The sequence below is a fragment of the Streptomyces sp. NPDC020996 genome (assembly GCF_040641355.1).
GTDB lineage: Bacteria > Actinomycetota > Actinomycetes > Streptomycetales > Streptomycetaceae > Streptomyces.
On the sequence record NZ_JBFADM010000024.1, the window covers coordinates 65,679 to 81,023 of the forward strand.

A 15,345-nucleotide genomic window follows, 5' to 3' on the forward strand; every position below is an offset into this window, starting at 1 on the left:
CTAAATCGCGGGTCACACCTGAGCGGTGATACCTGTCACATGATGCCACGCTCACTGGCACGGCGTGCCGACGGTGAGGAGGGCGGGAGGAGAGCCCGAGGAGACCGCGAGGAGACGGGGAAGGGCCCCACCGGGCTGGGGTTGACCCGGTGAGGCCCCCTGAACAGCCCCGGAGGTGCGCGAAGAGGCCACCTGCGGGGTTCCGGGCGGACGGTCCCCACCCCAATGGGGACCGCCCGGCCCGTTCCGCGGAGGTCCGGCCGGACGAATCCGACGGCTTTCGGCCGTCCGGGTCCTTCGGCTCCGCGAGTCGAGCGCGCGCCGGGGGACGGCGCGCGGGGTACCGCGGGGGCGCTTTCGCGCTGGGGCGGTCAGCCCCGGTCGGTGCTGCTGTGGTGCGGCTGCGGCCCGGGGGGCATCGTGTCGGCGATGACCTGCACGCCGGTGACGGGCTGCCCGGCGAACGGGCCGCCCGCTGCCTCTACGGTGCCGGTCAGGTCCTGCGCGACGCCGTGGAGGTCGGTCTGGGCGGAGGCGAGCGCCTCCTCCACCTCCGGTGCGAAGAGGGAGAGCGGGCCGAAGAGGTAGTCGACCTCGCCCTGAGGGTCCTGCGCGGGGCTCACGTCCGGCACGGGGCTCACGTCCGGCACGGGGCTCACGTCCGGCACGGGGCTCACGTCCGGCACGGGGCTCACGTCCGGCACGGGGCTCACGTCCGGCGCGGGGCTCACGTCACGCACGTCCGGTACGTCGGGAACGTGCGGCACGTCCGGCACGCGCGGGACATCCGGCACATCGGGCGCGTCCGGCACGTCCGGCACGTCCGGCACGTCCGGCACGGATATGGGGGTGGTGGCGACCGTCCGGACGACGGCCGTGGGCCGGGCCTGCGCGGCGCGGGCGGTTCTCGCGGCACGGCCGGCCCTGGCGCCGCGGATGGCGTCGGCGATCCTCGCGCCCCTGGACGTCCTGACGCCGGGGGCTGTGACGAGGGAGCGGCGGATGTTCTTGTTCATGAGCGTGTCAGATCCTTCGGATCTCGGTAGCGCTCCCTGGCGCATCGGGACGCCCGTCACCGGAGTGGTGCACCGGAATGGTGTGTGGGGGTCCTGGGCGTTCCCGGGCCGGGGAGGCTGAGTGACATTTCCGGGGCCGGTTCCGGTCGTGGTCCGGGGAGTCGGGTGGACCAGCGGAGCCGGCGGCTTGCGGCCGGAGACCGACGAGGAGTCCGGACGGACGGGCAGACCTGTTCCGCCCCCGCGCGGCAGGTCTGTGGCGGGGGAAGGGGCTGCTGCCTAGGCGGGGGAAACCGGAATGTCCCGGTGCCTGTCCCGGGCCTGGGTCGTGGTGGAGCGCGCTATGGCGCCGGGCACGAGCCGCAGGGGTGCACGGTCGTTCAGGGCCACGGCCGAGGCGTCCCCGTGACGCGAGGTGCCGCTGTCGGCGGCGGCGCGGTTGCCCAAGGCGGCGGCCGGGTCACCGGCGGGCGTCTGGTGCGCGGGGGCGTACCCGGCAACGACGGCCCGCTGTTCCCCGCCCCGCGTCACGACACCGGCCGCGTCGGCGAGCCGCGGTCCGTACGCCGCGCCGCTCGACGCGTTCGTCCCGGGCCGCCGCTCGGCGGACGGGTCCTCGGCGGAGTGCTCCGCCGCGCCCTGCTGCGGCGCCGAGGTGGCCGGCACCGGCGCCGTCTGCCCCGGAAGCGTGGGCAGGCCGGGCGAGCCGGGGAGACCGGGGACGGACGGCGCTCCGGGCGCCGACGGCAGACCGGGGTCCTCGGGCAGGGACGGGGAGTCGGGCAGCGGGAGGGAGGGCAGCGACGACAGCGGGGGTATCCGCTCCGTCACCTCACCGAGCGCGGCGGTCACGGTCTCCACCACGTCACCGACCGGTTGCACGATCCGCTCGTCCACGGACCGCAGGACCTGATCGGTCAGCGGCCGCAGGACGTCGCCGCCGGCCGGGGAAGCCGAGGGCTCCCGCGGCGCGGAGGCGACGGAGGCGCCGGAGTCGGCGGGAGTGGCCGCCGCAGCCGACGGCAGGGCCTCGGCCACCGGAGCCGCCGGGACCGCCGGCCCCAGAGCTGCCGGTGCCGCCGGAGCTGCCGGTGCCGCCGGAGTCGCCACCGAGGGGACACTCTCCGCCGCCTGTGCCCGGGCTCCGCAGAGGAACCCGAGCGCGAGCAGTCCGCCCACCAGCAGCACCACGTTCAGCACACGCCGTCCGGCCGCCGAGCGCATCACGCGCAGGGCGGCACCGGGCAGAGCGGCCGGCGTGCTCAAGGGAACGGTTCCTCCCGTGCTGCGGAACGGATCGGGCGATTCGGCGAGCGAAGGCGGGGCGAGCTGACGAGCGACTGGTGCCGAGTCACGAGCCGACGCGGCGCGGCACGAGACGCGGAACGCGACACACCGCTGACGCGGCGTCGGATGACCGGGCATCGATCCTCGCACGGCCCTCCCGAGGTTGTGCAAGCCCCCTGTTACCGATGGGTAGTCATGTCCTGTTTTGCTGAGCGCACGCGTCGCGCTGCGCTCACGCGCCGCCCGTCACACGGTTTCCGGTATCGGAAGCGGCCGCTTCTCGATCGCCGCCGCCATCACCTCCGGGAACAGGTCGGGGGTGCAGGCGAACGCCGGCGCCCCCAGCGCGGCGAGCGCGGCCGCGTGCTCCCTGTCGTAGGCGGGCGCCCCTTCGTCGGACAACGCGAGCAGCGCCACGAACTGCACCCCCGACGCCTTCATCGCCGCCACCCGCTTGAGCATCTCGTCCCGGATGCCTCCCTCGTAGAGATCGCTGATCAGCACGACCACCGTGTCCGCCGGCCGGGTGATCTGCGACTGGCAGTAGGCCAGCGCGCGGTTGATGTCCGTGCCGCCGCCGAGCTGGGTGCCGAACAGCACGTCCACCGGGTCGTCGAGCTGGTCGGTGAGGTCGACGACCGCCGTGTCGAAGACGACGAGCCGGGTGTTGATGGACCGCATGGAGGCGAGCACCGCTCCGAACACGGACGCGTAGACCACCGACGCCGCCATCGAACCCGACTGGTCGATGCACAGCACGACGTCCTTCTTCACGGACTGCGACGCCCGCCCGTATCCGATGAGCCGCTCCGGCACGACCGTCCGGTGTTCCGGCAGGTAATTCTTCAGGTTGGCGGCTATCGTGCGGTTCCAGTCGATGTCGTGGTGGCGCGGCCGGTTGACGCGGGCGCTGCGGTCCAGGGCGCCGGTGAGGGTGGCCCGGGTGCGGCTGGCGAGCCTCTTCTCCAGGTCCTCCACGACCCGGCGCACGACGGCCCGCGCCGTCTCCTTCGTTGTCTCCGGCATCGCCTTGTTGAGGGAGAGCAGGGTGCCGACGAGGTGCACGTCGGCCTCCACCGCCTCCAGCATCTCCGGTTCCAGCAGCAGCGTGGACAGGCCGAGCCGGTCGATCGCGTCGCGCTGCATGACCTGGACGACGGAGGAGGGGAAGTAGGTCCGGATGTCGCCGAGCCACCGCGCCACGGACGGCGCCGACGCCCCCAGCCCGGCCGAACGGTCCCGCCCGGCCCTCGTCTGCCGGTCTCCCTTGCCGTAGAGGGCGGCCAGCGCCGCGTCCATCGCGGCGTCCTGCCCCGACAGAGCGCACCCGGTGCCGTCGGCCGCCTCGCCGCCGAGCACCAGCCGCCAGCGCCTGAGCCGCTCCCGCGCCGGGTCCGCCGCCGCCCGAGCCGACGCCGTCTGTGCCATCGCGGTCTGTGCCGTCGCGGTCTGCGGCTGCACTGTCTGCGTCTTCGCAGTCTGTGTCTTCGCAGTCTGCGTTGTCGCTGTCAGTGTCGTCGCTGTCAATGTCGTCGCTGTCTGCGTCTTCGCTGTCTGCGGCGTCATCGGCGGGCCCCCGGGCGAGGCCGCTCCCACAGCGGGATCACCGGGACGGCCGTCCTCGGACCGGCGTGTGCCCGCAGCGCGCGAGGCGTCCCCCCGTCCGGTCCAGCGCCCGCCGTCTCCGACCCCGCCCTGGGCCTGCTCGTCACGTCGGTCATGCCGTCACCCCCACAAGATCGTTGTCGTCGGCGGCCCCGGCCGCTCCGTCCAGTCCCAGCAGCAGCCGCACCACCGGCAGCACCGCGGCCGCGCGCCCCGGGTCGAGTTCGGCCGCGAAGCCGGGTATGCCCGGGCCGCCCGCCGCCGGGCCGCCCCGGTGCGCGGGCCCGCGCCGGACCAGTTCGCCCAGGGTGCGGCGGACGCCCGGCTCGTACGCGGAGAACGTGCGCCGCAGCAGGGGCAGCACATCCGTGAACGCCTCCGCCGGCACCCCCGTCAGCCAGGCGTCCACCAGACCGAGCAGCCGCTCGTCGTGCACGAGCAGCATCCCGCCGCCCGAGCCGCCGCCGACGAAGCCCTCGATCCAGGCGGCCGCGTCCCCGGGCGGCGTCCCCGGCGACAGCACGAGCCCCATGAGCCGCGCCGCCTCCCCCTGCGCGAGCTCCCCGTCGTCCAGCAGCAGCCGTACCGCCCGCCCCCGGACGACGCCGGGCACGGTGTCCCGCAGTCCCAGCACCCGCAGCACCGTGTGCCAGCGTCCGCCGAGGTCGGGGTGGCCCGGCACGGGGACGTCGCCCAGCAGCCCCACCGCCCCGTGCACCGCGTCCACGTGGCCCCGCATCTGCTCCGCCGCCTCCGCGTCCAGCGCGCCGCAGGCCGGCGGCAGCCCGACGAAGACCCGCTCGGCGAGCCCCGCGGCGACCTCGGCGAGCGCGCCGGTGTGCGTGCCGCGCACGTCGCCGTACCGCAGGGAGCGCACCAGGGCCGGCAGGGCCTGGGCCAGGTGACCGACGTCCGCGTCGAGCGCCGCCCGGTCGGCGAGCACCCGCATCACCACGGGGAGCGCGTCCGGCAGCCCGGCCAGCAGGCATCGCTCGGCGAGACCGGTGACCTCGGCGAGCGACTGCGCGGCCACGGCGTCGGCCTCCGCCCTGGCGGTCGCGGCGGCGAGCACGGTCGTGCCCCACACGCCCGCCTCGGCCACCCGCACGGACAACTCGGGCTCCCAGCACAGCCGCCACGTCTCCCGGAAGGTGCCCGTGCTGCCCCGTGAGGCCCGCGGCTCGCCCCACGCGATGCCCAGCAGCCGCAGCCGGTGCAGCAGCCTGCTGCGCTCGGCGTCGGTGTCCTTGCGCAGGTCCAGCTCCAGCTCCCGTTCGGCCGCCTCCGGCTTCAGCCGCAGCCGGCGCTGGATCCGGACGAGGTCCCGCTGCAACGGCACCGCGGGCGCCGACTGCGGCACCTCCCCCAGCACGTCCCCGACGACCAGCCGGTCGTGCACCAGCGCCAGCGGCACGTCGGAGCCCTCGCACATCACCGCCCGCACGGCGTCGGTCGTCTCGCCGAGCCCCGGCAGCGGACGGCCCCGCATCGCGGCGAGCGTCTCGGCCAGCCGCACCGCCTCGATGACATGGGCCGAGGAGACGATCCGGTCCTCCTCCCGCAGCAGTCCGGCCACCTTCGTCATCCACCGCTCGACCGGCCGGTCCGGCGCGCCGAACAGGTGCCCGTACCAGCCCGGCGACTCGATGCCCGCGCCGTAGCCGCTGGCCCGGGACAGCCGCCGGTGGGTCCACGGCACCCACGTCATGTCCGTCTTGACCTTGGGCAGCCCCTTCAGCAGCGCCCGGTCGGCGGAGACCGCCGTCCCGCGGCGCAGCGCGGGCACGTGCCAGGCCCCGCAGACCACGGCCACGCCGTCGCCGAACTCGCGCCGTGCCGCCCGCACCTGGAGCCGCATGTACGCCTCCCGGACGAGGTCCCGGTCATGCCCCCCGCTGCCGTACGCCTCCCTCAGCGCGCCCATGGCCTCCTCGAGCACGGCGAACGGCGCGAAGGCGTCCTTCTCGCCCGCTCCCCGGTGCTCGACGACGTCCTCCCACCAGCGCTCGGGATCGTCGTAACCGGCGGTCTCGGCGAGCACGGCGAGGGGGTCGACCCGGACGTCGACGCCCAGGCAGGAATCCTCGGCACGCCCGCCGTCCGGGCCCTCGCCGTCCCCCTGCCGGTTCCCCTCCGGGTTCCCGGGCGCGCCGGCCCGTCCGGCGGCGGAGACGTCCTCGCCGACGGAGCCGCCCTCGCCCGCGGAGCCGTTCTCGTCCGGGGCCGCCGCCTCGCCGGCTGCGTCGCCCGCGGCCCCGCCGGGTTGCGCGCCCGCCGGTTCCCGGCTCCCCCACGCCAGGGTGTGGGTGGCCGGCAGGTCGATGAAACGGGCCGGCACCTCGTGCTCCAGCGCCCAGCGGATCGCGACCCACTCCGGGGAGAACTCGGCCAGCGGCCAGAACGCCGAGCGGCCCGGTTCGTCCACGGCGTGGGCGAGGAGGGCGACCGGCGGCCGCATGTCCTCGTCGGCGGCGAGCGGGATCAGCGCACTGGCCTCGGGCGGGCCCTCGATCAGCACCGCCTCCGGCCGGGCCGCGTCCAGCGCCGCCCGCACGGCCCGCGCCGAGCCCGGCCCGTGGTGCCGGACGCCCAGCAGCCACGGCCCCGGCCCGGGAACCGCCGCCGCGGTCTCGTCAACGCCTGTCACAGCCTCCCCCTCGCTCCGCCGTCCCGCCCGGGCCCGCGCCGGGCCGGCCCCTCCCCGCCCTGGTGGGCCGCCGCGCCCCGCGAACCGTCACCGCCCGGCCTGCGCCGGACCGCTCCCGTCCGGTTCCGTTCACGCGCTGACCTCCCGGCAGGCTCGGTAGAAGTCCGTCCAGCCGTCACGCTCGCGGACCACCGCCTCCAGGTACTCCTGCCAGACGACCCGGTCGGCCGCCGGATCGCGGACCACGGCGCCGAGGATGCCCGCGGCGACGTCGGCGGCCCGCAGCACGCCGTCGCCGAAGTGGGCGGCCAGGGCCAGGCCGCCCGTGACGACCGAGATCGCCTCCGCCGTGGACAGCGTGCCGCTGGGCGACTTCACCTTCGTGCGCCCGTCGGAGGTGACCCCGTCGCGCAGCTCGCGGAAGACGGTGACGACGCGGCGGATCTCGTCGACGCCGTCGGGCACGGCGGGCAGGTCGAGGGAGCGGCCGATCTGGTCGACGCGGCGCGAGACGATGTCGACCTCGGCCTCGACGCTCTCCGGCAGCGGCAGCACCACCGTGTTGAACCGGCGGCGCAGGGCGCTGGAGAGGTCGTTGACGCCGCGGTCGCGGTCGTTGGCCGTGGCGATCAGGTTGAAGCCGCGGACCGCCTGCACCTCCTGCCCCAGCTCCGGTATCGGCAGGGTCTTCTCCGACAGGATCGTGATGAGCGTGTCCTGGACGTCGGCCGGGATGCGGGTCAGCTCCTCGACGCGGGCCGTCATGCCCTCCGCCATGGCCCGCATGACCGGGCTGGGCACGAGCGCGTCCCGGCTCGGGCCGTGCGCCAGCAGCTGCGCGTAGTTCCAGCCGTACCGGATCGCCTCCTCCGGCGTGCCCGCGGTGCCCTGCACCAGCAGCGTCGAGTCGCCGCTGACCGCCGCGGCCAGGTGCTCGGACACCCAGGTCTTCGCGGTGCCGGGCACCCCGAGCAGCAGCAGGGCGCGGTCGGTGGCGAGCGTGGTGACCGCGACCTCGACGATGCGGCGCGGGCCCACGTACTTCGGCGTGATCACCGTGCCGTCGGGCAGGGTGCCGCCGAGCAGGTAGGTGGCCACCGCCCACGGCGACAGCTTCCAGCGGGCCGGGCGCGGGCGGTCGTCCTGCGCGGCCAGCGCCGCGAGCTCGCCGGCGAAGGCGTCCTCGGCGTGCGGCCGCAGAGCCTCCGCTGCGTGCGCGGGCGGCTGCGTGCCCGGGCCCGCGGTGGCAGGGGCGCCCGTGCCCGGATTCGCGGGCGCGGACCCGTTCCCGCTCTGTTCGACGGACATCGGTTCTGCGGACACAGTCATGGCTGAGGCCCCCTCCAGCTCGGCCGGTTCGGATCTGCCACCAACCGTGCACCATGCCACTGACAATGCGTTCTGACCTGCGGAAACACCCTCGCGAGGCCGATTGTCAGTGGTGGGTTCTACCTTCGATGGCATGACTCAGCAGGGGGTGCGCTGGAGCGCGGACCAGGTGCTGGCGCTGGCGCCTGACGCCGCGTCACGCAAAGCGGGCAGCAAACTCGCCACGGCCGGGCCGTGGTCGGAGGCGGGCAGTTCCGGCGACGGGACGGTGTGGGGGCTGTGCAAGGGCAGCGGCAGCACGCCGTACCGGACGGTCGTGGACATCGCGGACGCGTCCGGTCCGGCGTACAAGTGCAGCTGTCCGAGCCGTAAGTTCCCGTGCAAGCACGCGCTCGGGCTGCTGCTGCTCTGGGCCGGCGACGAGGGGGCGGTGCCGCCGGGAGCGGCGCCGGAATGGGCGGAGCAGTGGCGGCAGGGCAGACGCAGGCGGGCAGCGGAGAAGCGGACGGCGGGTGACGCGGGATCGCCGCCCGGTGACCCGGAGGCGGCGCGGCGCCGGGCGGAGCGCCGGGCCGAGCGGATCACCGCGGGCGCGACCGAGCTGGAGCAGCGCCTTGCCGACCTGCTGCGCGGCGGCCTGGCCGGCGCGGAGCAGGCGGGCTACGGGCTGTGGGAGGAGACGGCGGCCCGCATGGTCGACGCCCAGGCGCCCGGACTGGCGGCCCGGGTGCGGGAGCTGGGGGCGATCCCGTCGTCCGGGCCCGGCTGGCCGGTGCGGCTGCTGGAGGAGTGCGCGCTGCTGCACCTCCTCGACCAGGGCTGGCTGCACCGCGAGCGGCTGCCGGCCGGCCTGGCGACGACGGTCGGCGCACGCGTCGGCCTGCCCGCCTCGGCGGACGGACCGCCGGTCCGGGACCGCTGGCTCGTGCTCGCCCAGTACGACACGGCGGACGCCCGCCTGACGACCCGGCGTATCTGGCTGTACGGCGCGGACTCGGACCGCACAGCGCTACTGCTGTCCTACGGCGCCGGGGGCCGGGCTCCGGAGCTGGCGCTGCCCGTGGGGCTGGCCCTGGATGCGGAGGTGTCCGCGTATCCGGGCGCGGGGCAGCCGCGGGTGGCCCTGGGCGAGCAGTTCGCGCCGCCCGCCCGGGCGGACATCAGACCGCCGGGGGTGACGACGGCCGAGGCGGCCGCCCGGTACGGCGAGGCGCTGCGGGACGATCCCTGGCTGGACTCCGTCCCGGTCACCCTCGACCGGGTCGTGCCAGCCCCGGACGGCGACTCGTGGCAGCTGGCGGACGCCGACGCGGACACGGCGGTGCCGCTCACCCCGGCCGCCCGTGCCCGCCCCGGCCTGTGGCGCCTGGTCGCCCTCTCGGGCGGCGCCCCCGTCAAGGTCTTCGGAGAGTTCGGCCACCGGGGCTTCGCTCCGCTGGCGGCCTGGCCGGAGGGCGCAGGCGAGGCGGTGCCGCTGTGCTGAGCCGCCCGCTCATCACACCGAGCAACCCATTCGCCACGCCGAGCCACCCACTGGCCACGCCGAGCCATCGCCTCACCGCCCCGAGGTTCCCGCTCGCCGCCGCCCCGAGCGGCGGCCCGCTCGCCGTGCGCAGCGGTGTTGCCGCACCCCACGACCTCAGCGGCTCACCCGTTCGCACCCGTTCACACCCGATACGCGCATATGTCACGTTTCCCTGGACACCCGAAGTGGACGACCTGTCGACCGCTTCCGGGCACCGGCAGAGAGGAACCGCATGAGCAGCACTCCCGCCCCCGTGGACGCCCCCGCGCAGAGCGCCTGGGAGGAACTGGTGACGGCGGCGCTGCTCGGGACGGAACGGCGGACGCCGCCGGGCGGCACTCCGGGGCGGGACGCCCCCGTGGCTCTGCTGGACACAGCGGCCGCGGAGACGGTGCGGCGACGGGCCGGGCTGCGGCCGGCCCGGGCGGCCGAGCGGCTGCGCCCGGCGCCCGACGACCGGCGCCCGGCACTGCCCGCCGCGGCCGCGCGCAGGCTCGCGATGCTGCTGGCCGACCGCCCCGGCACGGGCGGCGGCGGCCGCCGGGGCACCACGCCGGACCTGATGGAGCTGCTGCCCCAGTGGCTCGCGGCGGCCAACGACCGCGGTTTCACGGCGCCCTCGCCCATGCTGCCCGCACTGCTGGACGCGGCCAGAGGGCGTACGGATCTGCGTCCGGCGGTGCTGGCCTTCGCCGGGCCCCGGGCCGTGTGGCTCGCCCGGATGAACCCGGACTGGCGGTTCGCGCTGCGCGCCGCCCCGGGCGGGGGGACGGCCCTGCCCGCCCTCGACGACACCGACGAGGTGCGGCGCCTGTGGCAGCAGGGGCTGTTCGCCGAGCGGGTCGCTCTGCTGGCCGCCCTGCGCGCCCGGGAGCCCGCCGCCGCCCGGGAACTGCTCGCGACGACCTGGCCGACAGAGCGGGCCGAGGACCGCCTCATGTTCCTCGACTCGCTGCGGACCGGGCTCGGCACGCCGGACGAACCCTTCCTGGAACAGGCGTTGTCCGACCGCAGCCGCAACGTCCGGGCGACGGCCGCCGAGCTGCTCTCCGCGCTGCCGGGCTCGGCGCTCGCCGCCCGCATGGCGGCGCGGGCCGAGGCCTGCGTGGCCGTCGACCGCACCGGGGACACGCCGACGATCGTCGTCGAGGCGCCGCACGAGTGCGACGCCGCCATGGAGCGTGACGGTGTCGTGGCCAAAGCCCCCGCGGGACGGGGCGAGCGGTCGTGGTGGCTGGGCCAGTTGGTGGAGGCGGCCCCGCTGGGGACGTGGACCGTGCGGCTCGGCGGCCGTACGCCGCAGGAGATCGTGGCGTTGCCGGTGGCGGACGACTGGCAGGGGGAACTGCACGCCGCATGGTGCCGGGCGGCCGTACGGCAGCGGAACGCCGCGTGGGCGCGGGCGCTGCTGGGCTCCCCGTCCGCCCCGGAGGCGGGCGGCCCGGGAGCGGTGTCGCTGGCCGAGCGCGCCAAACTGCTCGGCACGCTGGGCGCCGCCGAGCGGGCCGACTGGGTGGCCGGGTTCATCTCCGCGCACGGGCTGTCCGAGGCGTTCCAGTTGCTCGGGGTGTGCGCGGTGCCGTGGGCCGCACCGCTCGGGCGGGCGGTGGTCGACGCCCTCAACATCGCGCGGGACGCAGGGAGTTACCCATGGAGTTTCAGTGGAGTGATGGGACTGGCCGAGCGCTGTCTCGATCCCTCGGAGGCGAGCCGCCTCGACGCCCTGCTGGCGGTGCCGGACGAGCCGGAGGACGCGTCACCCGGAGCCGGCGGGTACTGGGCGGAGGCGTTCCAGCGGCTGGTCACGACGTTGCGGTTGCGGGCGGCGATGACCGAGGAGCTGGATGCCGGGAAGGCCGGCTGAGCCTCCGCCCGTGCCGCCGCCTGCCCCGCCGGGTCGGCCTGCCCCGCCGGGTGCCGCGCCCCCGGGCCTCGCTCCGGCCCGCACGGCCTCGCCCTCGTCCTCACCCGCCGGACGGGCTGGGGGCCCTCGGTCAGCCGGACAACCCATGGGCCGCCCGCCGACCGGCCGGGCCATGGACCGCCCGCCAGCCGGACCGGCCATGGACCGCCCGCCAGCCCGACCGGCCGCGGAACGCCCATGGGCCGGAAGGACCACGGAACGCCTGTTGGCCGCACAGGCCGCGGGTCGCAGACCGGCACCGGGAACGGCGGGCGCCGGTCACGTCCCCGAAGGCGCTACGCCTCCGCGGGCTGCCGGACGTTCGCCCGTACCCAGTCCACGATCGACTGCGTGGTCGCGCCGGGCGTGAAGATCTCCGCGACGCCCTTCTCCTTCAGCGGCGGGATGTCCGCCTCGGGGATGATGCCGCCGCCGAAGACCAGGATGTCCTCCGCGTCCCGCTCCTTGAGCAGGTCGATCACGGCGGCGAAGAGCGTGTTGTGCGCGCCGGAGAGGATGGACAGCCCGATCGCGTCGGCGTCCTCCTGGATCGCGGTGTCGACGATCTGCTCGGGGGTCTGGTGGAGCCCGGTGTAGATGACCTCCATACCGGCGTCGCGCAGCGCCCGCGCGATCACCTTGGCTCCCCGATCGTGGCCGTCGAGCCCCGGCTTGGCCACCACCACGCGGATCGGACCGGCTGCCACACCCATCACTGCCTCCATGAAGCGACTACATCCATCCGTACCGACAAGTACCGCACACTTCGCGCACGCCGTGCACCTCACCCGCCCGACGCGCACGCCGCGTACGCGACGCGTCACGCACGGCGCACGTTCCGCCGCACACCGCTCGGGTCGTGCCGTCACGGCACGGACGCCCCGGGCCACACCGCCCGGGGAAGTGAACGAACGTTATCGCCAGCATCCCGCACCCGGCAGTTTCGCGGCGCACAGCGAGGGGGAAATCACACAGTGAGACACGTTCACCGCGCACCGCTCCGGCGGGTAGCGCACCAGGAGCCGCAACGAGGTCGCCGCACCACCAGGCCGCAGACCGCGCGCCGGGGTGGTGCGGCGCTTCGATCAGGACACGAAGGGCACGCAGGGCAGGTCAGGCACGACAGCGGGGAGCCTCGTCGGCACACCGGCACGGGGTCCCGGCACGTCGGTGGCGTCACAGACGCGACAGGCTCCACCCGCGTCATGTGCGCCGCACGCCGCGTCCGCCCGGCGTCGTCCGCTCGCGCCCCGTCGAGCGCCTCTGCCACGGCATACCACGAGGGCACACGGGGGACAGCGCCGTTCTCCTGCGTGCCGACAGGAGGTCGGCCATGAAGGTCACCGGGGTGCTGCCTTTCCTCCCGTTCTGCCGACGGCTGCTGCCCGGCAGGCTGGCGGGTCTCTCCCTGACCCTCCTGAAGGCGACGGCCCTGGAGATCGCGATCCTGGCGGGACACCTCCTGCTGTACCCCTCGGGCATCATCCAGGAGCGCAGGAGCCCGGCGGCCCCGCTCCCCTCACCGGACGGCGCCACGCAGCTGCCGACCGAAACCGGCCCCCCGGTAGTCCTCCTGCACGGCTTCATAGACAACCGCTCGATCTTCGTCCTGTTGCGCCGCAGCCTCGCCCAGCACGGCAGGCAGCGGATCGAGTCGCTCAACTACTCTCCGCTGACGTGCGACGTCCGCACCGCCGCCGAGCTGCTCGGCCGGCACATAGAGGAGATCTGCGAGCGCACCGGCAGCAGGCAGGTCGACGTCGTCGGGCACAGCCTCGGCGGACTGATCGCGCGGTACTACGTGCAGTGCCTCGGCGGCGACGCGCGCGTCCGGACGCTGGTCACGCTCGGCACCCCGCACTCCGGCACCCGGGTGGCGCCGCTGGCGAACGCTCACCCGATCGTGCGCCAGATGCGCCCCGGATCCCCGGTGGTGGAGGAGCTGTCCCGGCCGGCGCCGGGCTGCCGTACGCAGTTCGTCAGCTTCTGGAGCGACCTGGACCACCTGATGGTCCCGCTGGAGAGCGCCTGCATCGACCACCCGGACCTGCTGGCGCAGAACGTACGGGTGAGCGGGATCGGGCACCTCGCCCTGCCGGTGCACCCGGCCGTCGCGACCGGGATACGGCGGGCGCTCGACGCCCCGGGCGAAGGAGCGGAAGCCGCCGCCCGCACCGGCGGCCTCACCGTGGCCTGACCGCCCGGCAGCCCACCCCTGACCGCCCGGCAGCCGACCTCGAAGTCGAACAGTCTTCGAACATAGGGCCAAAGCCGTGTCCGCGCTCCCCCGAAACACGTCCGAATGCCCTTTTCCTTCGCGCACAAAACCTGTTGAAGATTGTCGCGCCCGCATACCGCCGGGTACAGTCGCCGCACTGCTCTGGCAGCCCCTGTTGTCGAGGCGAAAGAGAAGTTGGTGAACGACCGTCACCCGTCGGGGGCCATGACCACCCCGGCCCAGGCTTCCGACGCCGCCTCCGCGCACTACGCGCCGTACGGCACCCAGGAAGCCCAGTACGGCGACTTCACCACCTACGGCGGCCACGACGCCGCGGGCTTCGCCGCGACCGGCCACGCCACCACGACCTTCGCCGCGGACCCCCTCTTCGGCAGCCTCCCTGGCGAGGACACCGGCCCCTACGACGCCACGGCCTGGACGACCGGCGTCCAGCACACCGCGGTCTACGACGCCTACGCGGCCCAGCACCACGCCGCCTACGACACCGGCGTGTACGACGCGACCGCCTGGGGCGCCGACCAGCAGCGGCTCTCCACCGTCCCGCCGCAGGCCACCGCGGCCGACGTCTCGGGGCAGTGGGACGCGAACGCCTGGCTGCAGCCCGACGCTTCGGGCGGCCCGTCCGACCAGACCCAGCACTGGGAATGGGGCACGCAGACCTTCGAGACCGGCGCGTACGACGCCACGCAGTGGAACTCCGACGGCTCACCGGCCGACGACACGCCCGCAGCCGACGGCTACGAGCCCGAGCCCTTCGACCAGCAGGCGACCGCCGTCTTCGAACCGGCCGTGCCGGACGCGTACGACGACCCCACCCCGGACGACGGCGAACCGGAGATGGCCGCCACCGGCGAGCTGCCCTCCGTCGGCCCGCTCCTCGACGACCAGCTCCTCGACGACCGGTTCCCCGACGACCAGCTCCTCGACGACCAGGAAGAGGTCGTTCCGGCTCCCGGCTCACGCGCCGCCGCGCGCAACGGGGCGCGTTCCCGCCGCCGCCCGCCCGCCAAGCGCTCCGCTCTGCTGACGATCGCCGTGCCCTCGGCGTGCGTGATGGGCGTGGCCGGCATCGCCGCCGCCTCCGTCGGCGCCCTGGGCGGCGACAAGGACACCTCCACGACGGCTTCGGACGCGCACGCGGTGAAACCGTCCACCGCCAACAACAAGCTGGACACCCAGCTCAAGATCCTCTCCGCCGGCGCCGACGACTTCGCCGACCGGGCCAGCCGCACGCAGGAACGTATCGACCTCAAGGCGCAGCAGGAGGCCGAGAAGAAGAAGGCGGCCGCCGAGGCCGCCCTCAAGGAGCGGCTGCGTCCCAAGTACGCCCTGCCGGTCGCGCAGCACGGCCTCAGCGCCTACTTCGGCCAGGCCGGCATCAACTGGATGTCCGTGCACACCGGCATCGACTTCCCGGTCTCGTACGGCACGACGGTGATGGCCGCCACCGACGGCACCGTCCGCACACAGTGGAACAGCGCCTACGGCAACATGTTGATCGTAACGGCGAAGGACGGCACGGAGACGTGGTACTGCCACCTCTCCAGCTACCGCGTCGCCTCCGGTACGACGGTCAAGGCGGGCGACCCGATCGCGTACTCCGGGAACTCGGGCAACTCGACCGGCCCGCACCTGCACTTCGAGGTGCGGCCGGGCGGAGGGTCGGCCATAGACCCGCTCGCCTGGCTGCGCAGCCACGGGCTCGACCCGAACTGATACCCCGCAACCACCCGCCCCCGTGAGCCCCCGCCTTCCCGACGGGGGCTTTCCGGCTTCCGGCCCCGGCCGTCAACC

General features: G+C 75.0%; 10 protein-coding genes. 4 read left to right on the forward strand and 6 right to left on the reverse strand.

Annotated elements, in window-relative coordinates; genetic code table 11:
* Positions 1-371: 371 nt before the first annotated feature.
* The 5 genes from AB0G63_RS18605 to AB0G63_RS18625 all read right to left on the reverse strand — a co-directional run bounded on the left by AB0G63_RS18605 (position 372) and on the right by AB0G63_RS18625 (position 7,884).
* A complete protein-coding gene (locus tag AB0G63_RS18605; protein ID WP_360751139.1) occupies positions 372-1,016 on the reverse strand; it encodes a hypothetical protein in 645 nt (214 codons plus the stop codon).
* A gap of 279 nt (positions 1,017-1,295) precedes the next feature.
* Positions 1,296-2,282 (reverse strand): hypothetical protein, encoded by a 987-nt coding sequence (locus AB0G63_RS18610; RefSeq protein WP_360751140.1) that lies wholly within the window; start codon positions 2,280-2,282, stop codon positions 1,296-1,298.
* Positions 2,283-2,549: 267 nt separating this feature from the next.
* Entirely contained in the window at positions 2,550-3,731 is a 1,182-nt protein-coding gene (locus AB0G63_RS18615) for a VWA domain-containing protein (RefSeq protein ID WP_360751213.1), read from the reverse strand.
* 289 nt (positions 3,732-4,020) lie between these two features.
* A complete protein-coding gene (locus AB0G63_RS18620) occupies positions 4,021-6,555 on the reverse strand; it encodes a DUF5682 family protein (protein WP_360751142.1) in 2,535 nt (844 codons plus the stop codon).
* 129 nt (positions 6,556-6,684) lie between these two features.
* Entirely contained in the window at positions 6,685-7,884 is a 1,200-nt protein-coding gene (locus tag AB0G63_RS18625) for an AAA family ATPase (protein WP_360751145.1), read from the reverse strand.
* A 133-nt stretch (positions 7,885-8,017) separates the two neighbouring features.
* Here AB0G63_RS18625 and AB0G63_RS18630 point away from each other — a divergent pair, with 133 nt between their 5' ends.
* Positions 8,018-9,367: an SWIM zinc finger family protein gene (locus tag AB0G63_RS18630; protein WP_360751148.1), complete on the forward strand. Its 1,350-nt coding sequence runs from the start codon at positions 8,018-8,020 to the stop codon at positions 9,365-9,367.
* Between the two features lie 274 nt (positions 9,368-9,641).
* Positions 9,642-11,273 carry a DUF5691 domain-containing protein gene (locus AB0G63_RS18635; protein WP_360751150.1) on the forward strand — a complete coding sequence of 544 codons (1,632 nt, stop codon included), beginning with the start codon at positions 9,642-9,644 and terminating at the stop codon, positions 11,271-11,273.
* A 335-nt stretch (positions 11,274-11,608) separates the two neighbouring features.
* Here the strand turns inward: AB0G63_RS18635 and AB0G63_RS18640 are convergent, their stop codons facing one another.
* Entirely contained in the window at positions 11,609-12,025 is a 417-nt protein-coding gene (locus tag AB0G63_RS18640) for a cobalamin B12-binding domain-containing protein (protein WP_133927567.1), read from the reverse strand.
* 620 nt (positions 12,026-12,645) lie between these two features.
* Between AB0G63_RS18640 and AB0G63_RS18645 the strand changes: the two genes are divergently transcribed.
* Complete coding sequence (locus AB0G63_RS18645) at positions 12,646-13,509, forward strand: alpha/beta fold hydrolase (protein WP_360751153.1); 864 nt, start codon at positions 12,646-12,648, stop codon at positions 13,507-13,509.
* Positions 13,510-13,728: 219 nt separating this feature from the next.
* Complete coding sequence (locus AB0G63_RS18650; protein ID WP_360751156.1) at positions 13,729-15,267, forward strand: M23 family metallopeptidase; 1,539 nt, start codon at positions 13,729-13,731, stop codon at positions 15,265-15,267.
* Positions 15,268-15,345: the final 78 nt, after the last annotated feature.

What these genes read in the sequence shown, in the direction of transcription:
- AB0G63_RS18605 (WP_360751139.1), bottom strand. Translation starts at nt 1,016, where the DNA reads ATGAACAAGAACATCCGCCGCTCCCTCGTCACAGCCCCCGGCGTCAGG.
- AB0G63_RS18615 (WP_360751213.1), bottom strand. Translation starts at nt 3,731, where the DNA reads ATGGCACAGACGGCGTCGGCTCGGGCGGCGGCGGACCCGGCGCGGGAG.
- AB0G63_RS18625 (WP_360751145.1), bottom strand. Translation starts at nt 7,884, where the DNA reads ATGACTGTGTCCGCAGAACCGATGTCCGTCGAACAGAGCGGGAACGGG.
- AB0G63_RS18630 (WP_360751148.1), top strand. Translation starts at nt 8,018, where the DNA reads ATGACTCAGCAGGGGGTGCGCTGGAGCGCGGACCAGGTGCTGGCGCTG.
- AB0G63_RS18635 (WP_360751150.1), top strand. Translation starts at nt 9,642, where the DNA reads ATGAGCAGCACTCCCGCCCCCGTGGACGCCCCCGCGCAGAGCGCCTGG.
- AB0G63_RS18640 (WP_133927567.1), bottom strand. Translation starts at nt 12,025, where the DNA reads ATGGGTGTGGCAGCCGGTCCGATCCGCGTGGTGGTGGCCAAGCCGGGG.
- AB0G63_RS18645 (WP_360751153.1), top strand. Translation starts at nt 12,646, where the DNA reads ATGAAGGTCACCGGGGTGCTGCCTTTCCTCCCGTTCTGCCGACGGCTG.